Source organism: Actinomadura gamaensis (genome assembly GCF_042652125.1).
Lineage (GTDB): Bacteria > Actinomycetota > Actinomycetes > Streptosporangiales > Streptosporangiaceae > Spirillospora > Spirillospora gamaensis.
Genome location: NZ_JBHSIT010000005.1, coordinates 396,355 through 423,280 on the forward strand (window position 1 = coordinate 396,355; position 26,926 = coordinate 423,280).

Genomic DNA, 26,926 nt, shown 5'->3' on the forward strand with positions numbered 1-26,926 from the left:
GTCGCGTGCCGAGATTGTTCGTCGCGGACGGGGACGAGTCAACGGGGGGCCGCGCCGGGGCGTCCGGTGCGCCGGACGCGGCTAGGAGAGGTGACCTTCGGCCTTGACGCGGTGCCGGATCCACAGGATGAGCGCGGTGCTGAGCAGGCCCCAGGTGATCAGCCACAGTCCCAGCAGCCAGGTCAGCGCGACCAGGGTGATGTCGGGATAGGCCAGCACGACCAGCCCCGCGAGCGCCGACAGCCCGGCGAGCGCGGCGGCCCAGCCGCGGTGCGGCCGGTTCCGGTCCGAGACGACCACCATCAGCTCGATGATCCCGCCGACGAGCCAGAACAGCCCGGCGAGCACGGCGAGGACCGTGACGGTCTGGAACGGCGAGCGCAGCGCGAGCAGTCCCACGATGATCGAGAGGATGCCCAGCAGCGTGTACAGCACCCGCGCCCCGGCGGCGGCCTCGTCGGCCGCGACGGCCCGCACGAGCTGCAGGACGCCGTTCACCAGCAGCAGGATGCCGAAGACGACCGCGACGACGGACACGGTCGCCTTCGGCCACGCCACGAGGACCACGCCCAGCACCGTGGTGAGGACCCCGGCCGCCGTCCCGACGCGCCAGGACTCCTTGGCGTACCGCGCCACGAAGGTCTCCTCGGGAGGGTGGCCGGTCGCCCCGGCCGATCCCGGAGTTGTCGTGCTCATGCCGCTCTGCCTCCCGGTGTCCGCACACCGCCGGCGGGCCGGCGGCGTTCCGTCCGGCCGATGGCACCGCGTCCGGACGGGCGCCGCATCCTCCCCGGCGAGTGACCCGCCGATTCCCTGCGGCGCGGCGCGCGGGGCCGGGTTTCTCATCCGCTGGGGGTGATCCCGTCCCGTCCTCGCGGACCGAAGGTGGGCCCGACCAGTACGCATCGTGAGGTGACAGGAGCGGCCGACATGGCAGAGGGAACGCATCCCCGAGGACGGGGCAGCGGAGGAGCGGCGGTCAAGTGGGCCCGGGGGCTGGCCCTGTTCGCCGGGATCATGATGGTGATGACCGGCACGTTCGGGGCGATCCAGGGCCTGGCGGCCATCCTCAACGACGACGTCTACGTGCTGCGCGGCGACTACGTGTTCAAGTTCGACGTCACCGCGTGGGGCTGGATCCACATGGTCATCGGGATCCTGGTCGCGGTGGCCGGGTTCTACGTGCTCTACGGGCGGCTGTGGGCGCGCGTCATCGGCATCGCCTGCGCGGTCGTCAGCGGCATCGTGAACTTCGCCTTCATCCCCTACTACCCCGTCTGGTCCCTGACGATCGTCGCGCTGGACGCGGCGGTGATCTGGGCGCTGGCGGTCTACTCGCGGCAGGCCGCCGAGAGCGGCTGGCGCGAGTGAGGCGGTGAGCGTGAGACCGGTGAGCGTGAGACCGGTGAGCGTGAGACCGGTGAGCGTGAGACCGGTGAGCGTGAGACCGGTGTGAGTGAGACCCGTGCGGGTGGGGCCGAGGTGGCCGCGCACGCGCGCCGCGGCGCGCGCGGTTCATCCGTCGCGGGTGAGCCCCGCGCGGCCCGCCGGCCCGATCCTGACGGCGGCGGAACCGACCACGACCGCGCCGGGGCCGGGGCGCCACGCCGCCCCCGCCCGGTGCGGCCCCGAGCACGCAGGAGGAAGACATGGCGGAACTGATCGCGATCGGCTACCCGGACGAGACGACCGCGGCGGAGGCCGAGGCCGAGGTCAAGCGGCTCGCCCGCGACCTGGTCATCGAGCCCGACGCGGTGGCGGTCATCGTGCGCGACGAGGAGGGCAAGTTCCAGGTCAAGACCAACCACCACGCCGTCGGCGGCGGGGCGACCTGGGGCATGTTCTGGGGCTTCCTGTTCGGGCTGCTGTTCTTCGTCCCGTTCTTCGGGATGGCGATCGGCGCCGGGCTCGGCGCGCTGATGGGCAAGATCGAGAAGGGCGGCATCGACAAGCAGTTCCAGGAGCAGGTGCGGGGGATGCTCAAGCCAGGCACCTCGGCGCTGTTCCTGGTCGTCCACAAGGTGACGCCGGACAAGGCCGTGTCGGCGCTGAGCCGGTACGGCGGGACGGTCCTGAAGACGTCGCTGTCGGAGTCGACGGAGCGGGAGCTCCAGGAGGCCCTGCACGGCCAGAAGCCCCAGGGCGAGTCGTCGCAGGGCAGGTCGTCCAGGCGCTGACCGAGCACGAAGGATAAGCGGAAGCGCAAGGAGAGGCCCCGGCAGGCCGGTCGAGCTGCCGGGGCCTCAGTCGTGGGCCGGACGGTTCCGGGGGCTAGCCCCTGCGGCGGGCCACGCGGCGCGCGGTCCGGCGTGCGGTGCGGCGGGCTACTCTGCGGCTGCCGAACATCGTGGTCTCTCCTGTCCTCCGGTCGGTCGTCTCCCGGTCGCGGTCACCCGCGGTGCCGCGGTCACTTGCGGCGGGGCTTGCCGGCGCTCTCCATGGCCGCCATCCGCCTGGCCTCCTCGGCGGTGCACAGCCCGATCTCGACGAGGTCGAACGGGCTGATGAAGGCGTCGCCGATCCGGTAGCCGTTGGCGCGCATGATCGCGTCGCGCAGCGGGACCGCCCAGTGGTGCTCCACCAGGATGAGCGCGGCGGCGGAGTCGGCGGGCAGCTCGGCCAGCACGTCCCACGCCTCGTCCTCGTCGAAGACGCGCGCGCCCGAGGCCGCTGCGGCGGCACCCGCCTCGGCGCCCTCGCGCATGCCCTTGTCGCCCTCGATGCCGAGGCCGATGAGCGCGCCGACCTTGCTGCCGAGCTCGACGGCCTCCTCGCGCGTCAGGTTGCTGAGGTGCTCCACCTCCATCTCTCCGTGCTTGTCCTTGTACACGGCGAGCGAGTCGATGACGCGCACCGTGTCGCTCCGCCGCAACCGCTCCAGCTCGGCGATGATCTCGCCGCGGAAGTCCGGGTGGTCGAAGCCCAGGACGATGAGCTGGACAGGTCCGATCGCCATGACGGCCCCTTCCGGCCGGTCGCGCGGACCGGCCTCGTGCGGTTCCCTGTCCGCGCAGCGTGCGCGCTCCGGGCCGGTCGGCGTATCACCTTCTCTGGGTGACATGCTCCGGGGAACGTCGTCCGGCGTCCGGTCCGGGGCGGCGTCCGGCGCTCAGACCGGCGCCGCGGTCCCCGGAGCGGACGGCGGGGTCGCGGACGGCCCGGACGGCGGGGTCGCGGACGGCGGGGGCGCGGGCGGCGGCGCCGTCGCCGGTCCGGACGCGGCACGGCTGCGGACCTGGCGTCCGACCAGGGTGACCAGCACCTCGAACCCGATGAGCAGCACGGCGATGATCAGGAGCGCGAGCCAGGAGGAGACGAGCAGGGCCGCCAGGACGGCGACCGCGGCGGCGCCGATCCGCACCGGGTCCTGGTTCCGCGCGAGCCACTCGCGGATCGCGTCGTTACGCCAGGCTTCGCGGGTCGCCCGGACGGCCTGCCTGCTGCCGGCGACGGTCATGTGCCGGAGCCAGCGGGGGACGCGTCCCGGTCCCGCCAGGTAGGCGACCACGGCGATGACGAGCCCGAGCCACAGGAGCTGGTCGCCGCGCGTGCGGAGCGTCCGGAACACCTCGTGCACCGTGACCGTGGCGGCCTGCCGGTACAGCCCGTCGGGGACCTGTTCGAGCAGCCGGTCGCGGACGGCCCGGAGCGCCACGGTCAGCACGACCACCGCGATCGCCAGGCCCACGCCGAACTGCAGCAGCGTCCGCCGCCGGTTGGGGGAGACCGCCACCGCCAGCACCAGGCACAGGAGCGTCGAGACCACGAGCAGCACGACCGAGCGCTTGAACAGGACCACCGCGCGCTGCACCTGGCCGAGCTGGTCGTGGTGGTACAGCTTGATCTGCGCGAAGTCGGCGGGGAGCGTGATGCCCAGCGCGTTCTGGATCCGCTGTTGCAGCCCGGGCGGGATCTGGCCGGACGTCAGTTCCGGCAGATCGAGCTTCTTGCCGAACAGGGTGGGGAGCTGCCGCTCCACGGTCACCAGGACGTTGTTGACGATCGGCAGCAGGTTGAGCGTCACCGTCCCGTTCTGGACGGCGACGGTCGCGCTGCGGTTCTCCAGGACGGCGACGATCGCCGTGTGCGCGTTCCGGTTGGCGTTCTCCCACAGCGTCCGGAACTCCTCGGTCGCCATGAACCTCTGGATGCGCTCGCGCACGAAGGTCTGGACGGCGTCGGTCGTCGGCCCCGCCAGGAACGCGGCCTTCGGCGGCAGCGCCTCGGTCAGCCGCTGCTGCACGTTCAGCTCCTGGAAGACCTGGCCGGTGAGGTAGGTGGCCATCGCCGCGTTGACCTCGGGGTGGTTGGGCAGCGGCGCGACGGTGGCCACCCACCGGTCGGTGTTCAGCGCGGTGCGCGCGCCCCAGACGCCGATGACGGACGCGACCGCGCCGAAGGCGGCCAGCGAGATCAGCACGATGGCGACGGCCTTGCGCAGGCCGAGCACCCAGTTCCCGCCTCGCGCGCGCGGCGCGGCGGGCCCGGCCCGAGCGGCGGGGCGTTCGGCGAGCCGGGCCCGCAGGTCCGCCACCTCGGCCCGCAGCCGCTCCAGTTCGGCGGCGCCGGTGTCGGGGGCACCGGCGTCAGGGACGCCGGTGTTGTCAGTGTTGTCGGAGTTGCCGGACGGGCCGGACGCGTTCATGGGCCCTCCCACCACCGGCCGGGACGGGACGCACCGGTGCTCCGGAGCCTTCGGTGATGCCGGTGGGCCGAGCAGCATAAGAGCGCGCGCCGTCCGCCCTCCTCACCCGGCAAAGGTGAACACCGCGCGTCGCCACTGCGCCCCCGCCACTGCGCGCCCGCCACTGTGCGCGGCCGGTTCTCCTCCCGGACGGGTGATGTGATCGGCGACGGACGGCCGAAGTCTGACGGCATGAGAGATTCCCGTGCGGCGGCTTCACGGACCGCCTTCGCGCTGGCCCTCGCGGTCGCGGTGACGCTTCTCCCGTCCTCGTGCGGCTCGAACGGGTCGAGCGGCAAGTCCACGTCCAGCGGCAAGGCCACGTCGAGCGCATCGAGCACGTCGAGCGCGTCGAGCAAGCCCCCGGTCTGCGCCGACCTCACCCGCCTCCAAACCTCGGTCGGCGAGCTGAGGAACATCAGGCTGAGCACGGACACGCTCGACCAGCTCTCCGCCCAGCTGTCCAAGGTGGGGAGCGACCTGAAGGCGGTCCAGAGCACCGCCGGGCAGCAGCTCCGTCCCCAGCTCGACGCGGTGAACCAGGCGTACGACCAGGTGAAGGCGAGCATCTCGTCCGCCCGGACGGCGCGGACCCGCGGATCGCTCGCGTCGGTCGGGTCGTCCATCAAGCGGCTGGGCGCGTCGCTCGACTCGCTGCGCACGGCCGCCTCCAACACCTGCTGAGGCACGCGCCGAGAGGGCAGCCGCCCCGGGCGATCCGTCAGGCGGATTCGGCGATGACGCGGCCCTCCAGGACGGCGGTGCGCAGCGCGCGGTGGTCGCGCTCGTTCTGGTCGGCGTACGCCTCGGCGAACTCGGCGCAGGCGCGGTCGAAGACGTCGGCGCGGCCGAGGTAGGCCGCGACGGCGATCGCGTCGCCGGACCGGGCGTGCGCGCGGGCCAGGGACGCGCCGCACAGCCGCCCGAACGCCGTCATGAGCGCGGGGGACATGCTCTCCGGCTGGGCGATGCCCTTCCAGTCGCGGAGCTGCCGCACGTAGAAGTCGCGCCGCCGCCCGTCGAAGCCCTCGGCCCGCTCCCAGCCCAGGAAGATGTCGCTGGCCGCCTGCATCAGCCGCTGCCCGGCGACCACCCGCCGGCCCTGGTTCTCCTCCCGTCCGTTCTCCTCCCGTCCGGCTCCGGCGAACGCGGTGGTGAACGGGGCCAGGACCGACTCGCCGGCCTCCTTGGCCTGGAGCAGCAGCGGGTCGTCGCCGTCCCGGCCCAGCAGGAGGATGATCCAGCACCGGGTGCCCACGCTGCCGACGCCGACGACCTTGCGCGCCATGTCCACGATCTGGAAGCGCCGCAGCAGGCGGCGGTGGTCGAGGGTGAGGCTCTCGGCGTAGGTGTCCACCAGCCGCCGCAGGGACTGCTCCAGCTCGGCCTCGGCCGTGCCGGGGAGCAGGTCGCGGATCGGCACGATCAGCGGCGGGTCGGGGGCGATCCGCCGTCTGCCGCCGTCCACGACGGTGAGCTTGCGGTACGCCTGCATGCTCGTGCGGCGGCGCGCCTGCGACGCCGCCTGCGACGCGCGGCGCCGGGCGGCGCGGCCGAGCCGGTCGGAGCGGATCGCGTCCAGCCGTCCGGCGTCGTCCATGGCGTACCAGACGTCCAGCGTGCGCATGGCCGCGAGCTCGTGCGTCCGCTCCCGGTACCCGGCGACCGCCGCCCGGACGATCGTCCGGCGCGTCCGCCGGGGGAAGCCGTTGGCCCGCCCGGCGATCACCAGGCTGGTGGCGAGCCGCTTGACGTCCCACTCCCAGGGGCCGGGCAGCGTCTCGTCGAAGTCGTTGATGTCGAAGATCAGGTGCCGCTCGGGCGAGGCGAGCAGCCGGAAGTTCAGCAGGTGCGCGTCCCCGCAGAGCTGCGCGGCGATCCCGGTGTGCGGCGCGGTGCCGAGGTCGGCGGCCATGATCGCGGCGGCTCCCCGGTAGAACCGGAAGGGCGACTCCAGCATCCGGCCGTAGCGGATCGGCACCAGCTCGGGCACGCGGGTCGCGGACTGCGCCTCCAGGACGTCCACGGGGTCGGGCCGCTTGGCGTCCGGTTCGTACACCGCGTGCTCGGAGCGCGGCACCGCGGCGCGCGCCGCCCGGCCGAGCTCCGCGCGTTCGTCCGGGGTCGGGTGTCCGCCGCCGGCCGAGAGGCGCGTCCTCTCGCTCGCGGCGGCACGTGCCTTCGCCATCACGGCCTCCTCGCCGTCCACCTCGCGTCGCCCCACTGTCGGCGGCCGGCCCGCCGGGCGGCATCACCCGGACGAGGTGATGTGGCGTCCGCGCCCGTGTACTGCGATGGACGCGTGTCGAGATCTCTCAACGTCCCCGGGGCGGGCCGCGGGCACGGCCGTCCGGGACGGCACGGCCTCGCGCGCCTGTCCATCGCCGCCCTGGTGGCGGGCGCGCTGCCGCTCCTGCTGTTCGCCGGCCTGCGGAGCATCACGCTGCTGGCGCTCGGGATCGCCGGGCTCGCCGTCTCGGCGGCCGGCCTCTGGTGGGCGCTGACCCGCCGGGGCGTGCTGCGCGTCCTCGCCGTCGCGCTGGCCGTCCTCGCCCCGCTGGCCGTGCTGGTGCGCTACATGATGGTCGGCCTGCTGTGGGCGGTGCTCGTGTTCCTGGCGCTCGTGTTCCTGGCGCTGTGGGCCGCGCGGTTCGCGCTGGCCCCCGAGGACCGTCCGGACGCCCGGGAGGGGAGTCCCGTCCCGCCGCCGCGGCACCCGTTCCTGATCATGAATCCGCGCTCGGGCGGCGGCAAGGTCGGCCGGTTCGGGCTGGAGCGGAAGGCGCGCGCTCTCGGCGCGGACGTCGTGGTGCTCGACCCCGCCCATCCGCGCGACATCGCCGAGCTGGCGCGCGAGGCCCTCGCCTGCGGCGCGGACCTGCTCGGCGTCGCGGGCGGCGACGGCACCCAGGCCCTGGTCGCGGACGTCGCCGCGCGCCACGACGTGCCGTTCATGGTCATCTCGGCGGGCACCCGCAACCACTTCGCGCTCGACCTCGGCCTGGACCGCGACGACCCGTCCCGCTGCCTGGACGCGCTGACCGACGGCGTCGAGGTGCGCGGCGACCTCGGCCTCGTCGGCGACCGGGTGTTCGTGAACAACGCCTCCTTCGGCGCGTACGCGGCCGTGGTGCAGAGCCCCGCCTACCGCGCCGACAAGGCCCGCACCACGCTGCGGATGCTGCCGGACCTGCTGACGCACCAGAGCGGCGCGCGGCTGACCGTCCGCGCCGGGGACACCGTGATCAGCTCCCCGCAGGCCGTCCTGGTGAGCAACAACCCCTACCAGGGCGGCGACCCGGCCGGGCTGGGACGGCGGGAGCGGCTCGACTCGGGGCGGCTCGGCGTGCTCGGCGTGAAGGTGGACAGCGCCGTCCAGGCGGCCGGGATGCTGCGGGGACGCCACGGTTCCGGGCTCACGGCGCTGACGGCCGAGGAGGTCGTCGTCGAGGCCGACCGTCCCGAGATCCCGGTCGGCGTGGACGGCGAGGCGCTCGTCCTGCCGACCCCGGTCCGCTGCCGGATCCGTCCGGGCGCGCTGCGGATCCGCGTCCCCCGCCACCGCCGCGAGGCTCCCTGGGCCAGGCCGTCGCTGGATCCGGGCCGCCTGCTCCGCCTCGCCTTCACCCGCACGGCGCGCTCCTGACGGTGGGGCGGGAAGGGAGTGCACGATGCCCGCTGACGAGACCGGCGGCAGAACCGCCGACGCCAGAACCGCCGACGCCAGAACCGCCGGCGCCGGAACCGCCGGCGGCACAGCCGATGGCGGTACAGGCGGCGGTGGCATGGCCGACGGCATGGCCGACGGCGCGACCGGTGGTGGCATGGCCGCGCGGGCCGCCCGGATCGAGGCGTTCATCGAGCAGTTGCGGGTCGTGCCCGGGACGAAGGTGAACCTGCCCGAGGACTTCGACCCCGCCTCCAGGTCGGGCATCGACCGCAAGCGCGACGGCGTGGAACTGCTCCGCACCGGCGTGGAACTGCTCGCCGACTACCAGCGCCGGCTGGCGGCGCAGGCCACGCACGGGGTGCTCGTGTGCCTCCAGGCGATGGACGCGGGCGGCAAGGACGGCACGATCCGGCACGTCATGAGCGGCGTCAACCCGCAGGGCGTGCGGGTGCACAACTTCAAGGTGCCGTCCGCGGAGGAGCTGGGCCACGACTACCTGTGGCGGTACGCGCGGCGGCTGCCCGCGCGCGGCGAGATCGCGATCTTCAACCGGTCGCACTACGAGGAGGTCCTGGTCGTCCGGGTGCACCCCGAGGTCCTCGCGCGCCAGCGGCTGCCCGGCGACGCCGTGGCGGGGACCGACGGGGACGTCTGGGAGCGCCGGTACCGGGAGATCAACGACTGGGAGCGCTACCTGGCGGGCAACGGCTTCCGGATCGTGAAGCTTCTGCTCAACCTGTCGGCGGAGGAGCAGCGCCGGCGGTTCCTGAAGCGCATCGACGTGCCGGAGCGGAACTGGAAGTTCTCGGCCGCCGACGCCCGCGAGCGCGCCTACTGGGACGCCTACCAGGACGCGTTCTCCGAGATGCTGTCGGCGACGAGCACTCCGTGGGCGCCCTGGTACGTCGTCCCGGCCGACCGGAAGTGGTTCGCGCGCATCTGCGCGGGCGCGGTGCTCGCGCACACCCTGATCGAGATCGACCCCCGGTACCCGCGGGTGAGCGTGGCGGCCCGCCGCGAGCTGGCCAGGGCGCGGCGCGAGCTGGAGCGGCAGGCGCCGGGCCCCGGCCGGCCCGCGGCGGCCCGCCGGGGCGAGGGCCGCGCGCGATGACGGCGGTCGGGCGCGGGATGCGCGCCCTGCCGCGCCTGGTGCCGGGGGTCGGGCAGGCCGCCTCGTACCGGCGGGCGTGGCTCGTCCGGGACCTGGTCGCCGGGACGGTGCTCACCACGCTGCTCGTGCCCCAGGGCATGGCCTACGCCGAGCTGGCGGGGCTGCCGCCGATCACTGGCCTGTACGCCACGATCATGTGCCTGCTCGGGTACGCCGCGTTCGGGCCCTCGCGCGTCCTCGTGCTGGGGCCGGACTCCTCGCTCGGGCCGATGATCGCCGCGGCGGTCGTGCCGCTGGCGGGCGGCGACCCGGCGCGGGCGGTCGCGCTGGCGTCGATGCTCGCGCTCATGGTCGGCGCCGTCATGATCCTCGCGGCGGTCGCGGGGCTGGGCTTCGTCGCCGACCTGATCTCCAAGCCGACGATGGTCGGCTACCTGAACGGGCTGGCGCTGACGATCGTCGTCGGGCAGCTGCCGAAGCTGCTCGGCTTCAAGGTCGAGGCGGACGGACTGCTCGCCGAGTGCGCGGCCCTGGTCCGCGGGCTGGCCGAGGGCGAGGCCGTCCTCGCCGCGGCGGCCGTGGGGGTCACGGGGATCGTGCTCATCGTGGTGCTCCAGCGGTGGCTGCCCAAGGTCCCGGCCGTGCTGACGATGGTGGTGCTGGCGATCGCCGCGACGGCCGTCCTGGACCTGGGGGAGCACGGGGTCTCGCTGGTAGGCCGCCTGCCGCGCGGTTTCCCGCCGCTGACGTTCCCGCACGTCCGGCTGGACGACCTCGGCACGCTGTTCGCCGGCGCCCTCGGCATCGCCCTGGTCTCGCTCGCCGACACGATCTCCACCGCGCTGGCGTTCGGCGCCCGCACCGGGCAGGAGGTGCGCGGGGACCGGGAGATGGTCGGCATCGGGGCGGCGAACCTGGCGGCGGGGCTGTTCCAGGGGTTCCCGGTCAGCACCAGCGGGTCGCGCACCGCCGTCGCGGCGCGGTCGGGAGCCCGGACGCAGCTCACCGGGCTCGTCGGCGCGATCCTGATCATACTGATGATCGTGCTGCTGCCGGGGCTGTTCCGGAACCTGCCGCAGCCCGCGCTGGCGGCGGTGGTCATCACCGCGGCCTGGTCGCTGGCCGACCTCCCCGCGACGGCGCGGCTGTTCCGCCTGCGCCGCACCGAGTTCGCGCTCTCGCTCGCGGCCTTCCTCGGCGTGGCCCTGCTCGGCGTGCTGCCCGGGATCGCCGTCGCCGTGGGCCTGTCGATCCTCAACGTCTTCCGCCGCGCCTGGTGGCCGTACGAGACCGTGCTCGGACGCACCGAGGGGCTGCCGGGCTACCACGACGTCCGCTCGCATCCCGCCGCCGAGCAGCTCCCCGGCCTGGTGATCTACCGCTTCGACGCGCCGCTGTTCTTCGCCAACGCCCGGACGTTCCGGGCGGCGGTCACCCGGCTCGCGAGCGGTCCCCCGCCGCCCGCCTGGATCGTCATCGCCGCCGAGCCGATGACCGACGTGGACACCACCGCCGCGGACATGCTCCGGCAGCTCCACGGGGAACTGGACGCCAAGGGCGTCACCCTCGCGTTCGCCGAGCTCAAGGACCCGGTGCGCGACAGGCTCGAACGCTACGGGCTCCTCGACCGCCTCGACGCCCGGCGCCTGTTCCCCACCCTGGACGCCGCGGTCGACACCTACCGGACGCTGACCGGCGCCCGCTGGAGCGCCTTCCCCTAGGAGGACCGATGGACATCCTCAGGGCCGTGGCCACCTAGGAGGGGGAGCCCAATGGAGTTCGAGGCGTTGGTCGTGCTGGCGCTGCTGGCGCTCGCGCTCACGCTGAAGCCGTGGCCGATCCTGACCGGGATCCTGCTCGCCGCCGCCCGGCGCGGACGGCTGAAGGCCACGGCGTTCCTCGCCGGGTGGGTGACGGCGCTGGCGCTGGTGGGCGCGCTGGCCGTCCAGATGCTGCCCGCCTACCACTCGACGCGCCACCGGTCGACGATCACTCCCTACGCCGGGATGGACCTCGCCCTCGGCCTGGTGCTCGCGTTCGCGATGGCGTGGGGCTGGCGCCGTCCGCGCGCCGAGTCCGAGCGGACGCCCGGCTGGGTGCGCAAGATCGACTCGATGTCGGCGCTGGTCGCGTTCGTGCTGGGCGTCTTCATGCCGAGCTACCTGCTGATCGCCGCGGCCGTGAACCAGCTGCTGCTCACCGGGTGGAGCGGCGCGGGCAAGGTGGTGGTGATGCTGCTGTTCGTGGTGGTGGCGTCCGCCGGGGTGGCGCTGCCGGTGGTGCTGCCCCTCGTCCGGCCGGACGACGCGGCGGCGATCACCGAGCGGTGGCGGGAGTGGCTGCTCGCCAACCGGCGCGCGCTCGGCTACTCCATGACCGCCCTCATCGCCGCGCTGCTCGTCGCCAAGGGCCTGCTGGGGCTGGTCGTCGGATGACGCGTCCGGCGCCCTGCCCGGCTCATCCCTGACGGGTGATCCCGCCGCGCGCGCCGTCGGCTTCCCTGGACGGTGCGGGGCGACACGGCCGCGACCGGCGCGGACGCCCCGGTGACGCCTCCAGGGAAGGAGTGGCGGAGATGACCGATCAGCAGGTGGGGCGCGCCTCGTCCGACCCCGGCCGGTGGGCCGTCGGGGCGGCGGTCTTCGGCGCCGTCATGATGATCATCGGCGGCGGGTTCCAGGCCCTGGAGGGCTTCGTCGCGGTGGTGCGGCACGCGTTCTACGTGCCGTCCTCGCACTACGCGTTCGCGACCGACGCGACCGGGTGGGGCTGGGTCCACCTGATCGTCGGGCTCGTCGTCATGGTCGCCGGGTTCGTCGCGCTCACCGGCTCCCTGTGGGCCCGGATCGTCGGCATCGTCATGCTGTTCGCCAGCGCCCTGATCAACTTCATGTTCATCCCGTACTACCCGGTCTGGGCGCTGCTGATCATCGGCGCCGACCTGCTGGCGATCTGGGGCCTGTGCCTGTACTCGCGGGACGTCGCCGAGCGCCACTCCGAGCGGTACTGACCCGCGATCCGGTTCGAGGGGGACCGACCCGGCGGACGCCTCCGGCCCGGGGCCCGGCCGGAGGCGTCCGCCGGTGCCTCTCAGCCGGACGGCGCGCGCGAGGCGTAGCCGCTGCGCGGCAGCAGGCTCAGGATCGTCAGCCCCACGCACAGGTTGATCAGGCCGGTGGCGAACTGGCTGGACAGCGCGGCGTCGGTGGTGAACGGCGCGACGGCGAAGATCAGCGTGATCAGGCCGACGATCCACGAGAAGAAGGACAGCGGCTCCGGCGTCAGCAGGGCCAGGACCTGGAGGATCAGCGTGGCGACGAGCGCCCCGGCGCCCGCGAGGAACACGTACCCGCCGACCTCCGAGTCCCCGATCGTCCCGGCCCGCTTCGGGGCGAGCAGCTCGACGCCGAACACCCCGCGGGCGATGAGGACCCCGACGAAGGCCACCAGGGCCGCCACCGCCATGGTCGCCAGGCCGCCCCGCCACAGCCGCCCGGCGTCCAGGGACACCGAAGCGGGCGGGGCCGCGGGCGGGACGGGCGGCGGCGACCCGCGGTCGTAGGCCGGGCCGCCGTCGTGACCGGGGCCGCGGTCGTAGGCCGGGCCGTTCCCGCCCCGGGCGGGGTACCGTGCTGGTTCGGACATCATGTCCTTCCTCGGGTCATCGCTCGTCCAGTGCGAGCAGGTGCGCGCCCCACGCGGGGAGCGCGACGTACAGGCCGGGGTCGCGCAGCTCCGCGCCCGGGTGCCGGTAGGACGCGCCGGTCAGCAGGTCGTGCAGGTCGTGCTCGCGGCCCGCCAGGTCGGTCCAGGGGAGCGGGACGCGGGCCTGCGCCGGACGTCCGCTGAGGTTGACGACCACGACGTGCCGCCGCCGGCCCGCCGACCGGGACCAGGCCACCAGGTCGAGCGAGGACAGGTTGTCCGGCCAGCCGCGGCAGTCGAGCAGCCGCCAGTCGCCCTCGCGCAGGCCGCTGTCGCGCACCGCGGCCAGCAGGCGCTCGTGGAACCGGCGCGTCCCGGCGTCGGACGGCTCGTCGGGACGCCGGGCCAGGAAGACCGGCACCCGCACCTCGCGGCCCTCGAACTGGCCCTCGTGCCACAGCGTCGCCCCCGGCAGGGTCGCGATCATCACCGCGGCGGCGCGCTCCTTGCCCGGGCCGAGGGCGCGCGCCGCCCGCGCCTCGTCGTGGTTCTCCAGGAAGCGGACGAGCCCGCGCTGGTAGCCGGGGTCGGCGCGCAGGTGCGCGCGGACCGACTCGGCGTCCCCGTGGACGATCCGGTCGTACAGCCGCTTGTCGTAGCAGTAGTCGAAGCCCTGCCGCTGGAGCGACCATTCGAGGTCCCAGTACGCCTCGGCGACGAAGACCATCGCCGGATGCCGGTCGCGGACCCGGGCGAGGACGTCCGGCCAGAACTCCTCGGTGGGCGGCGCCCCGGCGAACTCGCCCCAGGTGCGCGCGAACACGTCGTTCATCAGCAGCATCGCCATGTCGCAGCGCACGCCGTCGCACTGCTCGCCGATCACCGACAGCACCTCGGCGGTGGCCGCGCGGGTCTCGGGGGCGAAGGCGTCGAGCTGGACGACGTCCGGCCACGGCGGGAAGTTGGGGTCGCGGCCGCGCGCGTAGATCCGGCCGTCGAGCTCCACGAAGGCGGCCGGGTCGCGGTCGAGGTCCCGCCGCGTCCCGCGGACGAAGCAGCCGGGCCGCTCGCGCAGCCAGGGATGGTCCGGGGCGACGTGGTTGGGGACGTAGTCCAGGAACAGCCCGAGGCCGCGGCGGTCCAGCTCGGCGCGGGCGACGGCGATCCCCTCGGGGCCGCCGAGCCGGTCGTCGGCCACGTACTCGCGCACGCAGTACGGGGATCCGGCGACGTCCTCGGTCATCGACAGGCCGGGCAGGGCCTCGGTGAACGAGCCGACCAGGCCGCGCGAGCGCAGCGCGATCTCCAGCCCGGCCGGGCTGCGCCGCCAGACGCCCATCAGCCACACGACGTCGGCCCCCGGGACGGCGAGGTCGTCCCAGGCGTCCTTGGGCAGGTCCTGGAGCCGCATCCGGCGGCCGTACCGGCGTTCCATCTCGCCCAGCCAGACGAGGGTGTTGACCTCGTAGACGACCGGCTCGGGCCGGCATCCGGCGGCCGTCCGCCCGGTGCCGTGCGCCGGTTCGCTGCCGCTCATGGCCTCGCCCTTTCCGCGACTCCGCCACCGGCGAGCACGTCGGCGGACGAGAGGTTGCCGTACAGGATCATCAGAGGGGCGACCAGGGCCGTCCAGCCGGTCTGGTGGGCCGCGCCGATCCCGGCCCCGTTGTCGCCGTGGAAGTACTCGTGGAAGCTGACGAGGTCGCGCCAGTGCGGGTCGTGCTGGAACTTGTCCAGCCCGCCGTAGACCGGCCGCCGCCCCTCGCCGTCGCGCAGGAACAGGCGGGTCAGCCGGCGCACGAGCTCCTCGCCCACCTCGTACAGGTTCATCCGCTCGCCCGACCCGGTGGGGCACTCGACGGTGAAGTCGTCGCCGTGGAAGGCGTAGAGGTTCAGCAGCGCGCGGACGATCAGCGCGTTCATGGGGAACCACACCGGGCCGCGCCAGTTGGAGTTGCCTCCGAACATGCCGCTGTCGGACTCGGCGGGCAGGTAGCCGACCTGGTAGCGCTGCCCGTTGACCCAGAACTCGTAGGGGTGCTCGGCGTGGAACCGCGACAGCGCGCGGACGCCGTGCGGGCTGAGGAACTCGGTCTCGTCCAGCATCCGCTCCAGGACGCGCCGCAGCTTGTGCTCGTCCAGCAGGGACAGCAGGCGGCGTCCGCCGACGCCGGCGGTGTCGGCCGCCGACATGCCCTGAGCCACCTGCGGGTGGCGGCGGGCGAACTCGCGGACCCGGTTGAGCAGCCGCGGGTCGTCGCCCTCGGCGCGCGGGACGAACACCGACGAGGCGATCAGCGGCAGCAGCCCGACCAGCGAGCGGACCTTCAGCCGGGTGGCGTCGCCGTCGGGCAGGCGGAGCACGTCGTAGAAGAAGCCGTCCTCCTCGTCCCACATCTCGTCCTTGACGTCGCCGACCCGGTCCATCGACGCCGAGACGCGCAGGAAGTGCTGGGCGAACCGGACGGCCAGGTCCTCGTAGGCCGGGTCGCGCTCCGACAGGGTCGCCGCGATCTGCAGCATCGTCTGGGCGTAGAACGCCATCCACGCCGTGCCGTCGGCCTGGTCCAGCGTGCCGCCGGTCGGCAGGGCCGCGCTGCGGTCGAACACGCCGATGTTGTCCAGGCCGAGGAAGCCGCCCTGGAAGACGTTGCGCCCGTCGGGGTCCTTGCGGTTGACCCACCAGGTGTAGTTCAGCAGCAGCTTCTGGAAGACGCGCTCCAGGAAGTCCCGGTCGTCGACCCCGGTCAGCCGCTGTTCGAGCAGGTGGACGAAGTGCGCGGCCCAGGCGTGCACGGGCGGGTTGACGTCGCTGAAGTCCCACTCGTAGGCGGGGATCTGGCCGCTGGCGTGCAGGTAGCGCTCGCCGAGCAGCAGCTCGACCTGCTGCTTGGCGAGGTCCGGGTCGACCACCGCGAGCGCGACCGCGTGGAACGCCAGGTCCCAGGCGGCGAACCACGGGTACTCCCACTTGTCCGGCATGAGGATGACGTCCTCGGCCGTCAGGTCGAACCAGCCGTGGTCGCGCCGGTCCGAGCCGCTCCACGGTTCGAGGCCGTGCTCGGTGAGCCAGCGTTCGACGTCGAAGCGGTAGTACTGCTTGCTCCACAGCAGGCCCGCGAGCGCCTGCCGGAGCACCAGCGCCTCGTCCTCGGTCGCGCCGGCCGGGGTGATCCCGGCGTAGAACGCGTCGGCCTCGGACCGGCGGTCGCGCAGCGCCTTGTCGAAGGACCGCCCGAACGGCGAGCGCGCCGGGGCGGCGGTGAGGCGGCACGACACCGTCCGCTCGCCTCCGGCGGGCACCGTCACGACGCAGTGCGCCGCGGCCTTGGTGCCGGTGCCGTCCGGGTTGACGGCGTCCTGCTCGCCCTGGACGACGTACCGGTCGATGCCGTCCTTCACGTAGGGGGACGCGTTGTCCGAGCCGAACAGCCGCCGGTTGTTCGTCTCGTTCTCGGTGAACAGCAGGGGAGGCGCGCCGCCGTCGGCGTCCTCGCAGTAGAGCCGGTAGGTGCCGAGCTCGGGATGCTCGGCCTCCACGCACCCGGCCGCCGCCGCGCGCATCGCGGGCTTGGCCGTCCCGCCGGGCCACGACCAGGTGTTGCGGAACCACAGCGTCGGCAGCACGTGCAGCACCGCCTCGTCCGGCCCCCGGTTGGACACCGTCACCCGGACGGCGAGGTCGGTCGGATCGGCCTTCGCGTACTCGACGAGGACGTCGAAGTACCGGTCGTCGTCGAAGATCCCGGTGTCGAGCAGCTCGTACTCGAAGGCGCGCCGGTCGCGGGCGCCGTTCTCGGCCACCAGGCGGCCGTAGGGGAACTCGGCCTGCGGATACTTGTACAGGAACCGCATGGACGAGTGCGTCGGCGTGTTGTCGAGGTAGAAGTAGTACTCCTTGACGTCCTCGCCGTGGTTGCCCTCGCCGTTGGTGAGCCCGAACGGCCGCTCCTTGAGGATCGGGTCGCGGCCGTTCCACAGCGCCACCGACAGGCACAGCAGCTGGCGGTCGTCGCAGATGCCGCCGAGGCCGTCCTCGCCCCAGCGGTAGGCGCGCGAGCGGGCGTGGTCATGGGGGAGGTAGGTCCACGCCTCGCCGTCCCCGCTGTAGTCCTCGCGGACCGTTCCCCACTGCCGCTCGCTCAGGTACGGGCCCCACATGCGCCACGGGGCCTCCGCGGCCCGCGCCCGGCGCAGCCGCTCTCGTTCGGCGTCCATGCGCGCAGCATGCGCCCGCGCGCGGGTCCCGCGGTCATCCCTGACGGGTGATTCCAGGCCCGCGGCCAGCGGTGACCCTGGACTCCCCGGACGAGAGGAGCGCGCGCATGGCCACCGAACGGCACGGCAAGGAGAGCTTCGCGCTAGGGATGGCCGTCTTCGCCGGGATCATGATGATGCTGGTCGGCATCCTGCACGCGGTCGCCGGCTTCGCGGCGATCCTGCGGAACGAGTTCTACGTGGCGACGCCCCACTACCTGTTCACCTGGGACGCCACCGCCTGGGGCTGGGTGCACCTGATCGCGGGGATCGTCGTGGCGGCCGCCGCCTTCGGCGTCCTCGGCGGGCTGACCTGGGCGCGTGTCGTCGGCATGGTCACGGCCGGGCTGAGCGCCTTCGTCAACTTCCTCGACATCCCCAACTACCCGGTCTGGTCCGTCCTCATCATCGCGCTGGACGCCGTGGTCATCTGGGCGCTCGCGGTCTACATGAACCCCTACAAGGACTGATCCGGGCCGGCGGTCGCGCCGGTCCGCGAGGGAGATTCGCCATGGTGGAGAAGCACGCGCCGGAAGAGCGGACCGCAGCGCCGCGGGCACCGGAGCAGGAGGCGCCGCGGCAGGAAGCCGGGGAGGCGGAGGCGCCGCGGCGGGAAGCGGAAGAGCCGGAGGCGTCGGAGCGGACGGCGCCGGGCCGCGCCTGGCGGTCCGAGCCCGGACCGATCGACGAGAACGCCACCTACCGCTGGGTGCTCGGCCTCGCCTACTTCGCGGGGGTGATGATGCTGCTGGTCGGCGGCTTCCAGATCGTCCAGGGCGTGGCCGCCGTCGCCAAGGACGAGTTCTACGTCACCACCCGCCACTACCTGTACTCCTTCGACGTCACGGCGTGGGGGTGGGTGCACATCGTCCTCGGGGCCGCGATCGCGGCGGCCGGCTTCGGCGTGTTCGCCGGCCGCCTGTGGGGCCGGGTGATCGGCATCGCCCTGGCGGTGGTCAGCGTCGTCGACCAGTTCCTGTACCTGCCGCACTACCCGATCTGGAGCGTCCTGATGATCGGGTTGCAGGTCGCGGTGATCTGGGCGCTGTGCGTGCGCGGGCGGGCCGAGGTCGAGCGCGAGCGCGCCTCCTGAGCCGTCCCGGCCCGGCGCGTCCCCGGCCGGCTCTCACCCGCGGCGGGGGAAGAGCCGGTGCCGGTTCCGGCGAAGGGTGATGGTCCCGGCGGAGGCCGGGGGCGCCGATCGGCGGCGGGTCCGCCCGTTCCCGCCGGTCGGCGCCGGAGCGTGGGAGGAGTGCGCGTGAACCAGTACCCGCCGATCGCGGAGCACGGCATGGTCGGGGACCTCCAGACCGCCGCGCTGGTGTCGTCCGAGGGAACCGTCGACTGGTGGTGCACACCGCGCTTCGACTCTCCCAGCCTGTTCGCCTCGCTCCTGGACGCCGAGCGCGGCGGGCACTGCCGCCTGGCCGCCGACCTCGGCGCCGGGGACGGGATGACGGTGCGGCAGCTCTACCTGTCGGACACCGCCGTCCTCGTCACCCGGTTCATGGCGCCGGGCGGGGTCGGCGAGGTGGCCGACTTCATGGTCCCGCTCGGCGGGGCCGCCGCGACGGACCGGCACAGCCTCGTCAGGGTCGCCCGGGTCGTCCGGGGGAGCCTGCCGTTCGCCTTCGCCTGCCGTCCGCGGTTCGACTACGGGCGCGCGTCCCACACCCTCACCCGGACCGGCGACCGCGCCATGGTGCTGCGCGGGCCCGGCACCGACCTGCACGTCCAGGCCACGGCCGGCGCCGTCCTGCGGGCGGACGGCGACGACGTCACCGCCCGGTTCACCCTGTCGGCGGGCCAGGCCGTCGCCGTCGTGCTGACCAGCACCGCGGGCGGCGACACCGCCCCGCCCGTCCCGTCGCTGGACGAGGTCGCCGAGCGGCTGGAGGGGTGCCGGGCCTTCTGGCACCGCTGGCTGCGCACCTGCACCTACCGCGGGCGCTGGCAGGACATCGTGAACCGGTCGGCGATCACGCTGAAGCTGCTCACCTACGCCCCCACGGGCGCGCCCATCGCCGCGGCGACGATGGGCCTGCCGGAGCAGGTCGGCGGCGAGCGCAACTGGGACTACCGCTACACCTGGATCCGGGACGCGGCGCTGTCCGTCCGCACCCTGATCGACCTCGGCTTCCGGGACGAGGCGCACGCCTTCCGCCGCTGGCTGCGCGACCGCATCGAGCGGGGAGGGGCCGCCTCGGGCGATCCGCTGCAGATCATGTACCGGATCGACGGCGACCCCTACCTGACCGAAGAGATTCTCGACCACCTGGAGGGCTACCGGGGCTCGCGCCCCGTCCGGGCCGGGAACGCCGCCGCCGACCAGCTCCAGCTCGACATCTACGGCGAGGCGTCCGACGCCCTCATCGTGGGCGGGGACGTCGGCGCGATCCGGGGCTGGAAGGCGCTGGCCGGCGTCCTGGACTGGCTCGCCGACCACTGGGACCGGCCGGACGAGGGCATCTGGGAGACCCGCGGCGGGCGCCGGGACTTCACCTACAGCCGCCTGATGACCTGGGTGGCGTTCGACCGCGGCGTCCACGCGGCGAACGCCTTCTCGCGGCCCGCCGACGTCGCGCGCTGGACGGCCGTCCGTGACACGGTCTTCCGCCAGATCGTCGAGCGCGGCTGGCACGACAAGCGGCGCGCCTTCGTGCAGCACTACGACACCGACGTGCTGGACGCCTCGCTGCTGCTCATGCCCCGCGTCGGCTTCCTGTCCCCGCACGACGAGGACTGGCTGAGCACCCTGGACGCCATGGACGGCGAGCTGGTCAGCGACAGCCTCGTCTACCGCTACGACCCGCAGGCCTCGCCCGACGGCCTGCGCGGCTCCGAGGGCACCTTCAACCTGTGCAGCTTCCTCTACGTCGAGGCGCTCGCCCGCAGCGGACGGCTGGGCCAGGCCCGGTACGCCTTCGACAAGATGCTCACCTACGCCAACCACGTCGGCCTGTTCGCCGAGGAGATCGGCCCGACCGGGGAGCAGCTCGGCAACTTTCCGCAGGCGTTCACGCACCTCGCGCTGGTCGCCGCCGCCATGGCCCTGGACGAGAAGCTGGCCGAGGAACCGGCGGAGCACCGGGCGCAGGACGGCACGCCGGTGGCGGGCGACCGTCCGCGGGCCGCCGCCCACGGGCTGACCGCGCCGTCCGGGGCCAACGCGGACGACGGGGGCGACGGGGGCGACGGGGACGACGGGGACGACGGGGGCGAGTCACGTGGCTGAGACCGAGGCGGCCGCGCAGGCGCCGCCGGCGTCCCACCGGCGCGTCCTCGCGGCCCTCGCCCTCGCGCAGTTCATCTGCAGCTTCGCCGGCTCCAACATGAACGTGATGATCAACGACATCAGCCGCGACCTGCACACCACGGTGCAGGGCGTCCAGGTCGCCATCACCGTGTTCCTGCTGGTCATGGCGGCCCTGATGATCCCGTGCGGGAAGCTCACCGAGCGGTACGGGCGCAAGCGCTGCTTCCTCGGCGGCCTGATCGTCTACGCCGCCGGGGCGCTGCTCAGCGCCGCCGCCCCCGGCCTCGGCGTGCTCATCCTGGGCAACTCGATCCTGGAGGGCATCGGCACCGCGCTGCTCATCCCGCCGGTCTACATCCTCACCACGCTGCTCTTCCAGGACGTCACGTCCAGGGCCCGCGCGTTCGGCGTCGTCATGGCGCTCGGCGGCATCGGCGCGGCGGCGGGCCCGCTGATCGGCGGCCTCATCACCGAGGCGATCAGCTGGCGGGCCGCGTTCGTGTTCCAGGCCGTGGTGGTCGGGATGATCGTGCTGCTCAGCCGGCGCCTCGACGACCCGCTGCCGCCCGACCCCACCCGGAGCTTCGACGTCATCGGGGCGATCCTGTCGTCGGCCGGCCTCGTCCTGGTGGTGATGGGCATCCTGGCCGCCGACAACCACCTGTGGCTGATGGCCCTCCTGCTGGGGCTGGGCGCGCTGGTGCTGCTGTGGTTCTTCCTGCGGAGCCGCGCCATGGAGCGGGCGGGGCGGGAGCCGCTCCTGCCGATCGAGCTGTTCCGCAACCGCACGTCCAATCTGGGACTCGTCACCCAGAACGTGCAGTGGCTGCTGCTCATGGGGTCCTCGTTCACGGTGGCGGCGTACCTCCAGGTCGTCCGCCACTACAACGCGATCCAGACCGGGGCGATCTTCACCGCCGCCACCGCCGGGCTGCTCGTCACGTCGCTGTTCGCCGGACGCTTCACCCGGCGGCACCCCCAGCGCAGGCTGATCGTCGTCGGCTTCGCGCTCGCCATCGCCGGCATCGTCGTGCTGATCGCCCTGGGCGCCGCCTACAAGACGGCGTGGGCCTACGTTCCCGGCCTGCTGCTGATGGGCCTCGGGCTCGGGCTCGGGCTGACGCCGTCGGTCAACGTCGTCCAGTCCAGCTTCCCCGAGGAGCAGCAGGGCGAGATCTCCGGCCTGTCGCGCAGCGTCTCCAACCTCGGCTCCTCCTTCGGCACGGCCATCGCCGGGACCATCCTCGTCGCCGGCCTGTCCAGGGGCGGCTACGCCGCCGCCATGACCACCCTGGCGGTCATCGGCCTCGTCGGTCTCGCCGCCGCCGCGCGGCTGCCGCGCGCCGTCGCCGGATCCGCCGGTCCGTAACTGACCGAAAACCTCGCCGCCGTTTGGTCACCGTGCGCAGGGCAGAGATCGCGCGGCGGGGAGCCCGGCTCGCCGGGGACCGCCCTTCGACCCCCCTCCCAGGGGCGGTCCCCACCCGCCCCTTGCGTGGTCCGGGCTCCCCGTCCCGCCGGGGATGCGCGTCACCCCGCGTGGCCCGCCGGGGACGCGCGTCACTCCGCGCGACTTGCCGGGGACGCGCGTCACCCCGCGCGGCCCGCATAGGTCGCGGCTGGGAGGGCACTGGCTCGGCGTGTCGTTCGCATGGAGAGTCATGGCGAGGAACGCGTGCCGGCCCGGGCGGTGGGACGCCGAGCGCGTCGGCCGCCGGCTCGGGCAGCTCACCCGCATCGGCCTGGTGGCGCGCGGCTTCAACTACGCGCTGGTCGGGATCCTCGCGGTCCAGGTCGCGCTGGGGGACCGGCAGGAGGAGGCCGACCGGTCCGGGGCGCTGCGCGCGGTGTCCCGGCACGCGGGCGGGGCCGCCGTGCTGTGGCTGCTTGCGGCCGGCTTCGCGGCGCTGGCCGTGGGCCGTCTGGTGGAGACGGCGGTGCCGCGCTCGGACGGGTGGGCGATCGGCGAGCGGGGACCCGCGCTGCTCGGCGCGGTGGCCTGCGCCGCGACGAGCGTCGCGACCGTCACCTTCATCCTGCACGGCGCGGCGCACGGCAACGACAACGCCCAGTCCAAGGGCCTCACGGCGCGGGCGATGAGCCACGTCGGAGGCAGGTTCCTGGTCGGCGCGGTCGGCGTCGCCGTCGCCGTGGCGGCCGTCGTCATCATCGTCCGGGCGGTGCGCGGCGGACCCGACGACGACATGGACCTCGGCGGCCTGCGCACCGGCGCCCGCCGGGCGGTGCTGACGCTGGGCGTGGTCGGCGAGATCGCGCGGGGCGTCGTCTTCGGCGCGGTCGGCTTCTTCCTCGTCACCGCGGCCGCGACGTTCGACCCCGGCAAGGCGGAGGGCCTGGACGGGACGCTGCGCAAGCTGGCCACCGCGCCGCACGGCTCCTGGATCCTGCTCGGCGTCGCGTCCGGCCTGGTCACCTTCGGCCTGTTCTCCTGCTGCCAGGCCCGCTGGTACCGGCCGCGCGTCCCCGGCACGGGAAGCTGACCGCAACGGGGTCAGGGGCGCTCGGGGCCGCGGTAGGGGAGCGTCTGGCTGTAGACGACGTTGGTCGTCGTGCTTCCGAGACCGGCCAGCTCGTCCATGAGCGTCTCCAGATGCTCCATGGAGGTCGCGGCGACCTTCAGCGTGTAGCAGTCGTCGCCGGTGGTGCGCAGGCACTCCAGGATCTCCCGCCGCTCGTCGAGCAGGCGGCGCAGCGGCTGGTGCCGGTTGCCGGGGTACTTCAGCCGGACGACGGCCAGCACCGGATACCCGACCTTGGCCAGGTCGACCACGGCCCGGTAGCCGGTGATGACGCCGAGCGACTCCAGGTTCCGCACGCGTTCGGTGGTGGCCGACGGGCTGAGCTTGACCCGCCGTCCCAGCTCGCTGAGCGAGATGCGGGCCTCCTGCTGGAGCTGCTCGATGATCGCCCAGTCGATGTCGTCGAGATTCACGGACACTCGGCGATACTACCGGCGATTTCTTGGCAAAAGGCGGCGACGACCAGGAAGAATGGGTTCAGTCCGTCCCGATCTCCCCGATAGCCTCGGCGCATGCGACTTGGCGTCAACGTGCCGAACTTCGGCCCCGGGACCGACCCGGGCGTGCTCCGCGAATGGGCGGGGATCACCGAGGGGCTCGGCTACGACCTTCTCATGGTGTCGGACCACGTGGCCGTCACCCCGGACGTGGCCGAACGGTACCCCGAACCGTTCTACGAGCCGTTCACCACCCTGTCCTGGCTGGCGGGCGTGACGACGCGCTTGCGGCTGGGCACCACGGTGCTCGTGCTGCCCTACCGGCATCCGCTGCTGGTGGCGCGCATGGCCGCCAACCTCCAGCAGCTCAGCGGCGGGCGTCTCGTCCTCGGCGTCGGGGTCGGCTGGTCGCGCCGGGAGTACGACGCGCTCGGCGTCCCGTTCTCCGCGCGCGGCAGGCTCACCGACGAGGCCCTGAAGACCCTGCGGACCGTCTGGCGCGAGGACCCGCCGGACGGCGTGGCACCGCCGCCGATCTGGGTCGGCGGCAACAGCGCCGCCGCGATCAGGAGGGCCGCCGAGTACGGCGACGCCTGGCATCCCCTGCGCGGCACCCTGCCCTGGCTGCGCTCGACGCTGGCCGAGCACTCCACCCCGGGGTTCGCGCCCCGGATCGCGCTGCGGATGACCACCGCGCCGATCGACTCCCCGGACCGGCTCGCCGGGACGGGCACCCTGGAGCAGATCCTCGACGACCTCGACCGGCTCCGCGAGCTCGGCGCCGGGACCGTCCTGCTCGACCCCTACCACGGGGACCCGGAGGAGACGCGCCGGCCGCGGGCCGCGTGGCAGGCGCTCACGGCCGTCGCGACGCACTGGAGGACCGCATCATGATCACCCCCGCCGACGAGATCCTGCTGCGGCGCGCGATCGCCGTCGCGGCCCGCGCCGTCACCCTGGGCGACGCGCCCTACGGCTCCCTGCTCGCCGGTCCGGACGGCGCGGTCCTCGTCGAGGCCCACAACACCGTCCGGCGCGACGACGACATCACCGCGCATCCCGAGCTGAAGCTCGCCCGCTGGGCCGCCCGCGAACTCGACCCCGGCACCGCCGCGCGCACCACCATGTACACGAGCTGCCAGCCCTGCGGCATGTGCGCCGGGGGCATCGTCCGCTCCGGTCTCGGCCGGGTCGTCTACGCGCTGGCCACCGAGCAGCTCGTCGAGCTCAACCCGTCCTCGGGCGCCTGGCCCACCGTCCCGCAGGACGGCCCGGCGCTGTTCGACGAGGCGCGCGTCCCCATCGAGACCTACTACCGGCCGACGCAGGCGGGAGGCTGAGGGCGAGGGGTGGGGCCAGACCCACCCGGTCGTGCGGCCAGACCCATACCGGCCCTCGCCGGCGCTTCCTAGCTTGGAGATCCCAACGGAACGAAGCGAGGGATCATGCCGAACACCAGCGACATCACCGCAGCGGACGACAGCACGACGGCGCACGACAGCACCACGGCGGATGACAGCACGACGGCGGACGGCGGCACCGCGGCGCCGGGCCGGGCCGGGGACGCCCGCGTGCAGGAGATCTTCGCGACGGTGCGGAAGTGCGTGACGTTGTTCGGGGTCGTCGGCGGCGTCGTCCTCGGGACGGTCGCCGTGATGGCGTCCACCGGGCACGAGGCGAGCCCGTTCATGTGGATCAGGGGAGCGGTCCTGCTCGCGGCCGCCCCGCTGATCCACCGGCTGGCCGTCCGCGCGTCGGAGGGGGCGGCCAAGGCGTTCGAGCGCGTGCGGACGCTGTCCACCGTCCTGCCGATCGCGATCGTCGCCGTCGACCTCGTGCCCGGCCTCTGCCCGCCGTGGTACGCCGTGCTCCAGGGGCTTTCGGCCCTGGCCCTGGCGGGTGTCGCCGTCCTCACCCGGAGCCGTGCCCTGAAGACCGCCTTCCCCCGCGCCTGACGGAGGGGGGCGGCCCTCAGAACTTCACGGCGTAGGTCAGGCCCGTAAAGTGGTTCGCCCAGGTGAACGCGGAGCTGAGCGCCGTGTACTCCGAGGACGCGCCGGCGTACGGGCAGGGGCTCCCGTCGGGCTGGAAGAAGTTGTCGAAGATGCCGTACCCGGAGTGGTCGACCTGGCTGTACAGCGGCCCGCCGCTGTCACCGTGGTAACGGCAGATGTCCATGATGATGCCGTTGCTCTTGCCGGTGACGTGCCCGCACTGCGTGTCGTCGGTCCAGCCCCCGGCGCAGGCGACCCACCCCACCTGGATCTCCCCGTAGGTGCGGATCCCGCCGTTGCTCCCGTACGTGATCGGGAACGCGGTGTTGTCGGTGCAGGGCTGCGGCGAGTGGAAGCAGCCGGAGAAGACCCAGGGCGCGGGGTTCCAGTACGCCGCGTAGTTGGTGCCGCCCAGCACGGCGAACGGCATCAGGGTGAAGTCGTTGCCGTAGGCGGTCGCCAGGACGAAGGTCGAACCGGTGTCGTACCCGACCCACGAGTAGTTGTGCGCGGTCATGTGCGCGCCGTTCTGGGACAGGCAGTGGCCGGCGGTGATGGTGTAGAGCCAGCCGTTGCTGCCCCGGACGTTGAAGCCGAGCGTGCAGTTCCCCACGCCCTGGTTCGCGTTGTTGTACAGGTCGAGCTTCAGCCCGCCGCGCAGCGGCGGCGGGCAGGCCGACATGGAGCAGGACCCCGGCGTGCCGCGCGGGGCGCGATGCACCTGGACGAGTCCGGGGAACCGTCCGATCGCGGTGTTCGTCTGTGCCGTCAGCGGCGCGGTCTCCGCCGGCGACACGGAGACCTGGTCGTGGACGTCGTCGATGGTGACCGCCTGCGGGTCGGCGGGCATGGTCGCGGCGACCGCGTCCGCCGCCCGGACGAGCTCGGCACGGCTGTGGGCCACCCGCGCGATCCGGATGTGGCCTCGGTCGGCCGTCCCGGCGAGCGCCCGCGCCGTCCGCTCGGGATCGACGGAGCCGACCACGAGGACGCCGCCGTGGTCCTGGTCGAGCCACATCCCCGCGTACGCCGGGTCGCGCCGCGCCAGCGCGGGCGCCAGGTCCGCCGACGTGCGCTGGAGGTCCAGCCTGCGCAGCGCCTCGGCGGCCGGCACGTGGTAGGTGCGGGTGAGGTAGGCGACCGACTCCCTGACATCGGCGGGGACGGCCACCGCGGACGGCCCCGCCGTCGCCCGGCCCACCGGAAGGCCCGCCACCGCCAGCGCCGCCGCGACGGCGGCCACCATCACTGTCCAACGTCGGATCATCATGCCGCTCCGCGCGCGATCAGTGGGGACGAAGGCGGCGTCCCGGGAGCGCTGATCGCCCACCC

The 26,926-nt window shown here is 73.7% G+C and carries 25 protein-coding genes; 16 read left to right on the forward strand and 9 right to left on the reverse strand.

Annotated features, from left to right (window positions below; all coding sequences use genetic code 11):
* Window positions 1–81: 81 nt before the first annotated feature.
* Entirely contained in the window at window positions 82–696 is a 615-nt protein-coding gene (locus ACFPCY_RS19530; protein ID WP_378257096.1) for an HdeD family acid-resistance protein, read from the reverse strand.
* 234 nt (window positions 697–930) lie between these two features.
* Here ACFPCY_RS19530 and ACFPCY_RS19535 point away from each other — a divergent pair, with 234 nt between their 5' ends.
* Together ACFPCY_RS19535 and ACFPCY_RS19540 are read left to right on the forward strand one after the other, a co-directional pair.
* On the forward strand, window positions 931–1,371 hold the full coding sequence (locus ACFPCY_RS19535) for a DUF7144 family membrane protein (protein WP_378257098.1): 441 nt from the start codon (window positions 931–933) through the stop codon (window positions 1,369–1,371).
* Between the two features lie 278 nt (window positions 1,372–1,649).
* Window positions 1,650–2,177 carry a DUF1269 domain-containing protein gene (locus ACFPCY_RS19540; RefSeq protein WP_378257100.1) on the forward strand — a complete coding sequence of 176 codons (528 nt, stop codon included), beginning with the start codon at window positions 1,650–1,652 and terminating at the stop codon, window positions 2,175–2,177.
* Between the two features lie 230 nt (window positions 2,178–2,407).
* Here ACFPCY_RS19540 and ACFPCY_RS19545 read toward each other — a convergent pair whose 3' ends face one another.
* Window positions 2,408–2,956: a hypothetical protein gene (locus ACFPCY_RS19545; RefSeq protein ID WP_378257102.1), complete on the reverse strand. Its 549-nt coding sequence runs from the start codon at window positions 2,954–2,956 to the stop codon at window positions 2,408–2,410.
* Between the two features lie 153 nt (window positions 2,957–3,109).
* Entirely contained in the window at window positions 3,110–4,645 is a 1,536-nt protein-coding gene (locus tag ACFPCY_RS19550; RefSeq protein ID WP_378257103.1) for a hypothetical protein, read from the reverse strand.
* Between the two features lie 231 nt (window positions 4,646–4,876).
* On the opposite strand from ACFPCY_RS19550, the gene ACFPCY_RS19555 reads away from it, so the two are divergent.
* On the forward strand, window positions 4,877–5,368 hold the full coding sequence (locus ACFPCY_RS19555; RefSeq protein WP_378257105.1) for a hypothetical protein: 492 nt from the start codon (window positions 4,877–4,879) through the stop codon (window positions 5,366–5,368).
* A gap of 37 nt (window positions 5,369–5,405) precedes the next feature.
* On the opposite strand, the gene ACFPCY_RS19560 is transcribed toward ACFPCY_RS19555, so the two are convergent.
* Window positions 5,406–6,872, reverse strand: coding sequence for a DUF2252 domain-containing protein (locus tag ACFPCY_RS19560; RefSeq protein ID WP_378257107.1), 1,467 nt, complete (start codon window positions 6,870–6,872; stop codon window positions 5,406–5,408).
* Between the two features lie 114 nt (window positions 6,873–6,986).
* On the opposite strand from ACFPCY_RS19560, the gene ACFPCY_RS19565 reads away from it, so the two are divergent.
* From ACFPCY_RS19565 to ACFPCY_RS19585, 5 genes are all read left to right on the forward strand, one after another.
* Entirely contained in the window at window positions 6,987–8,330 is a 1,344-nt protein-coding gene (locus ACFPCY_RS19565) for a diacylglycerol/lipid kinase family protein (RefSeq protein ID WP_378257109.1), read from the forward strand.
* A gap of 25 nt (window positions 8,331–8,355) precedes the next feature.
* Window positions 8,356–9,465: a polyphosphate kinase 2 family protein gene (locus ACFPCY_RS19570; protein WP_378257110.1), complete on the forward strand. Its 1,110-nt coding sequence runs from the start codon at window positions 8,356–8,358 to the stop codon at window positions 9,463–9,465.
* Window positions 9,462–11,186: a SulP family inorganic anion transporter gene (locus tag ACFPCY_RS19575; RefSeq protein WP_378257112.1), complete on the forward strand. Its 1,725-nt coding sequence runs from the start codon at window positions 9,462–9,464 to the stop codon at window positions 11,184–11,186. The genes ACFPCY_RS19570 and ACFPCY_RS19575 overlap by 4 nt, the downstream gene beginning before the upstream one ends.
* Window positions 11,187–11,237: 51 nt before the next feature.
* Entirely contained in the window at window positions 11,238–11,900 is a 663-nt protein-coding gene (locus ACFPCY_RS19580) for a GAP family protein (RefSeq protein WP_378257114.1), read from the forward strand.
* Window positions 11,901–12,040: 140 nt separating this feature from the next.
* On the forward strand, window positions 12,041–12,475 hold the full coding sequence (locus ACFPCY_RS19585) for a DUF7144 family membrane protein (protein WP_378257116.1): 435 nt from the start codon (window positions 12,041–12,043) through the stop codon (window positions 12,473–12,475).
* 80 nt (window positions 12,476–12,555) lie between these two features.
* On the opposite strand, the gene ACFPCY_RS19590 is transcribed toward ACFPCY_RS19585, so the two are convergent.
* Genes ACFPCY_RS19590 through ACFPCY_RS19600 form a run of 3 tightly spaced genes read right to left on the reverse strand, consistent with a single transcriptional unit; the run spans window position 12,556 to window position 17,328 of the window.
* Window positions 12,556–13,110 carry a DUF6069 family protein gene (locus ACFPCY_RS19590; RefSeq protein WP_378257118.1) on the reverse strand — a complete coding sequence of 185 codons (555 nt, stop codon included), beginning with the start codon at window positions 13,108–13,110 and terminating at the stop codon, window positions 12,556–12,558.
* Between the two features lie 16 nt (window positions 13,111–13,126).
* Window positions 13,127–14,647: an alpha-amylase family protein gene (locus ACFPCY_RS19595; protein WP_378257120.1), complete on the reverse strand. Its 1,521-nt coding sequence runs from the start codon at window positions 14,645–14,647 to the stop codon at window positions 13,127–13,129.
* Window positions 14,644–17,328: an MGH1-like glycoside hydrolase domain-containing protein gene (locus ACFPCY_RS19600; protein WP_378257121.1), complete on the reverse strand. Its 2,685-nt coding sequence runs from the start codon at window positions 17,326–17,328 to the stop codon at window positions 14,644–14,646. The genes ACFPCY_RS19595 and ACFPCY_RS19600 overlap by 4 nt, the downstream gene beginning before the upstream one ends.
* Before the next feature lie 107 nt (window positions 17,329–17,435).
* On the opposite strand from ACFPCY_RS19600, the gene ACFPCY_RS19605 reads away from it, so the two are divergent.
* The 5 genes from ACFPCY_RS19605 to ACFPCY_RS19625 all read left to right on the forward strand — a co-directional run bounded on the left by ACFPCY_RS19605 (window position 17,436) and on the right by ACFPCY_RS19625 (window position 23,124).
* Window positions 17,436–17,837 carry a DUF7144 family membrane protein gene (locus tag ACFPCY_RS19605; protein WP_378257123.1) on the forward strand — a complete coding sequence of 134 codons (402 nt, stop codon included), beginning with the start codon at window positions 17,436–17,438 and terminating at the stop codon, window positions 17,835–17,837.
* A 41-nt stretch (window positions 17,838–17,878) separates the two neighbouring features.
* Window positions 17,879–18,460: a DUF7144 family membrane protein gene (locus ACFPCY_RS19610; RefSeq protein WP_378257125.1), complete on the forward strand. Its 582-nt coding sequence runs from the start codon at window positions 17,879–17,881 to the stop codon at window positions 18,458–18,460.
* A gap of 165 nt (window positions 18,461–18,625) precedes the next feature.
* Window positions 18,626–20,602 carry a glycoside hydrolase family 15 protein gene (locus ACFPCY_RS19615; protein WP_378257127.1) on the forward strand — a complete coding sequence of 659 codons (1,977 nt, stop codon included), beginning with the start codon at window positions 18,626–18,628 and terminating at the stop codon, window positions 20,600–20,602.
* Window positions 20,595–21,992, forward strand: coding sequence for an MFS transporter (locus ACFPCY_RS19620; RefSeq protein WP_378257129.1), 1,398 nt, complete (start codon window positions 20,595–20,597; stop codon window positions 21,990–21,992). The genes ACFPCY_RS19615 and ACFPCY_RS19620 overlap by 8 nt, the downstream gene beginning before the upstream one ends.
* 292 nt (window positions 21,993–22,284) lie before the next feature.
* The gene (locus tag ACFPCY_RS19625) at window positions 22,285–23,124 is read left to right on the forward strand and encodes a DUF1206 domain-containing protein (RefSeq protein WP_378257131.1); all 840 of its coding nucleotides are present in this window, start codon (window positions 22,285–22,287) and stop codon (window positions 23,122–23,124) included.
* Window positions 23,125–23,135: 11 nt separating this feature from the next.
* Here the strand turns inward: ACFPCY_RS19625 and ACFPCY_RS19630 are convergent, their stop codons facing one another.
* Window positions 23,136–23,582, reverse strand: coding sequence for an Lrp/AsnC family transcriptional regulator (locus tag ACFPCY_RS19630; protein WP_378257133.1), 447 nt, complete (start codon window positions 23,580–23,582; stop codon window positions 23,136–23,138).
* Window positions 23,583–23,675: 93 nt separating this feature from the next.
* Here ACFPCY_RS19630 and ACFPCY_RS19635 point away from each other — a divergent pair, with 93 nt between their 5' ends.
* The 3 genes from ACFPCY_RS19635 to ACFPCY_RS19645 all read left to right on the forward strand — a co-directional run bounded on the left by ACFPCY_RS19635 (window position 23,676) and on the right by ACFPCY_RS19645 (window position 25,555).
* Window positions 23,676–24,494 (forward strand): LLM class flavin-dependent oxidoreductase, encoded by an 819-nt coding sequence (locus tag ACFPCY_RS19635; protein WP_378257135.1) that lies wholly within the window; start codon window positions 23,676–23,678, stop codon window positions 24,492–24,494.
* Entirely contained in the window at window positions 24,491–24,940 is a 450-nt protein-coding gene (locus ACFPCY_RS19640; protein ID WP_378257137.1) for a nucleoside deaminase, read from the forward strand. Before ACFPCY_RS19635 ends, ACFPCY_RS19640 begins: the two co-directional genes overlap by 4 nt.
* A 105-nt stretch (window positions 24,941–25,045) precedes the next feature.
* Complete coding sequence (locus ACFPCY_RS19645; protein WP_378257139.1) at window positions 25,046–25,555, forward strand: hypothetical protein; 510 nt, start codon at window positions 25,046–25,048, stop codon at window positions 25,553–25,555.
* Between the two features lie 16 nt (window positions 25,556–25,571).
* Here the strand turns inward: ACFPCY_RS19645 and ACFPCY_RS19650 are convergent, their stop codons facing one another.
* Window positions 25,572–26,864, reverse strand: coding sequence for a chymotrypsin family serine protease (locus tag ACFPCY_RS19650; RefSeq protein ID WP_378257141.1), 1,293 nt, complete (start codon window positions 26,862–26,864; stop codon window positions 25,572–25,574).
* Between the last annotated feature and the right edge of the window lie 62 nt (window positions 26,865–26,926).

Coding starts and splice junctions, on each gene's coding strand:
- ACFPCY_RS19530 (WP_378257096.1), bottom strand. CDS start 696: ATGAGCACGACAACTCCGGGATCGGCCGGGGCGACCGGCCACCCTCCC.
- ACFPCY_RS19535 (WP_378257098.1), top strand. CDS start 931: ATGGCAGAGGGAACGCATCCCCGAGGACGGGGCAGCGGAGGAGCGGCG.
- ACFPCY_RS19540 (WP_378257100.1), top strand. CDS start 1,650: ATGGCGGAACTGATCGCGATCGGCTACCCGGACGAGACGACCGCGGCG.
- ACFPCY_RS19545 (WP_378257102.1), bottom strand. CDS start 2,956: ATGGCGATCGGACCTGTCCAGCTCATCGTCCTGGGCTTCGACCACCCG.
- ACFPCY_RS19550 (WP_378257103.1), bottom strand. CDS start 4,645: ATGAACGCGTCCGGCCCGTCCGGCAACTCCGACAACACTGACAACACC.
- ACFPCY_RS19555 (WP_378257105.1), top strand. CDS start 4,877: ATGAGAGATTCCCGTGCGGCGGCTTCACGGACCGCCTTCGCGCTGGCC.
- ACFPCY_RS19560 (WP_378257107.1), bottom strand. CDS start 6,872: ATGGCGAAGGCACGTGCCGCCGCGAGCGAGAGGACGCGCCTCTCGGCC.
- ACFPCY_RS19570 (WP_378257110.1), top strand. CDS start 8,356: ATGCCCGCTGACGAGACCGGCGGCAGAACCGCCGACGCCAGAACCGCC.
- ACFPCY_RS19575 (WP_378257112.1), top strand. CDS start 9,462: ATGACGGCGGTCGGGCGCGGGATGCGCGCCCTGCCGCGCCTGGTGCCG.
- ACFPCY_RS19580 (WP_378257114.1), top strand. CDS start 11,238: ATGGAGTTCGAGGCGTTGGTCGTGCTGGCGCTGCTGGCGCTCGCGCTC.
- ACFPCY_RS19585 (WP_378257116.1), top strand. CDS start 12,041: ATGACCGATCAGCAGGTGGGGCGCGCCTCGTCCGACCCCGGCCGGTGG.
- ACFPCY_RS19590 (WP_378257118.1), bottom strand. CDS start 13,110: ATGTCCGAACCAGCACGGTACCCCGCCCGGGGCGGGAACGGCCCGGCC.
- ACFPCY_RS19595 (WP_378257120.1), bottom strand. CDS start 14,647: ATGAGCGGCAGCGAACCGGCGCACGGCACCGGGCGGACGGCCGCCGGA.
- ACFPCY_RS19600 (WP_378257121.1), bottom strand. CDS start 17,328: ATGGACGCCGAACGAGAGCGGCTGCGCCGGGCGCGGGCCGCGGAGGCC.
- ACFPCY_RS19605 (WP_378257123.1), top strand. CDS start 17,436: ATGGCCACCGAACGGCACGGCAAGGAGAGCTTCGCGCTAGGGATGGCC.
- ACFPCY_RS19610 (WP_378257125.1), top strand. CDS start 17,879: ATGGTGGAGAAGCACGCGCCGGAAGAGCGGACCGCAGCGCCGCGGGCA.
- ACFPCY_RS19625 (WP_378257131.1), top strand. CDS start 22,285: ATGGCGAGGAACGCGTGCCGGCCCGGGCGGTGGGACGCCGAGCGCGTC.
- ACFPCY_RS19635 (WP_378257135.1), top strand. CDS start 23,676: ATGCGACTTGGCGTCAACGTGCCGAACTTCGGCCCCGGGACCGACCCG.
- ACFPCY_RS19640 (WP_378257137.1), top strand. CDS start 24,491: ATGATCACCCCCGCCGACGAGATCCTGCTGCGGCGCGCGATCGCCGTC.
- ACFPCY_RS19645 (WP_378257139.1), top strand. CDS start 25,046: ATGCCGAACACCAGCGACATCACCGCAGCGGACGACAGCACGACGGCG.
- ACFPCY_RS19650 (WP_378257141.1), bottom strand. CDS start 26,864: ATGATGATCCGACGTTGGACAGTGATGGTGGCCGCCGTCGCGGCGGCG.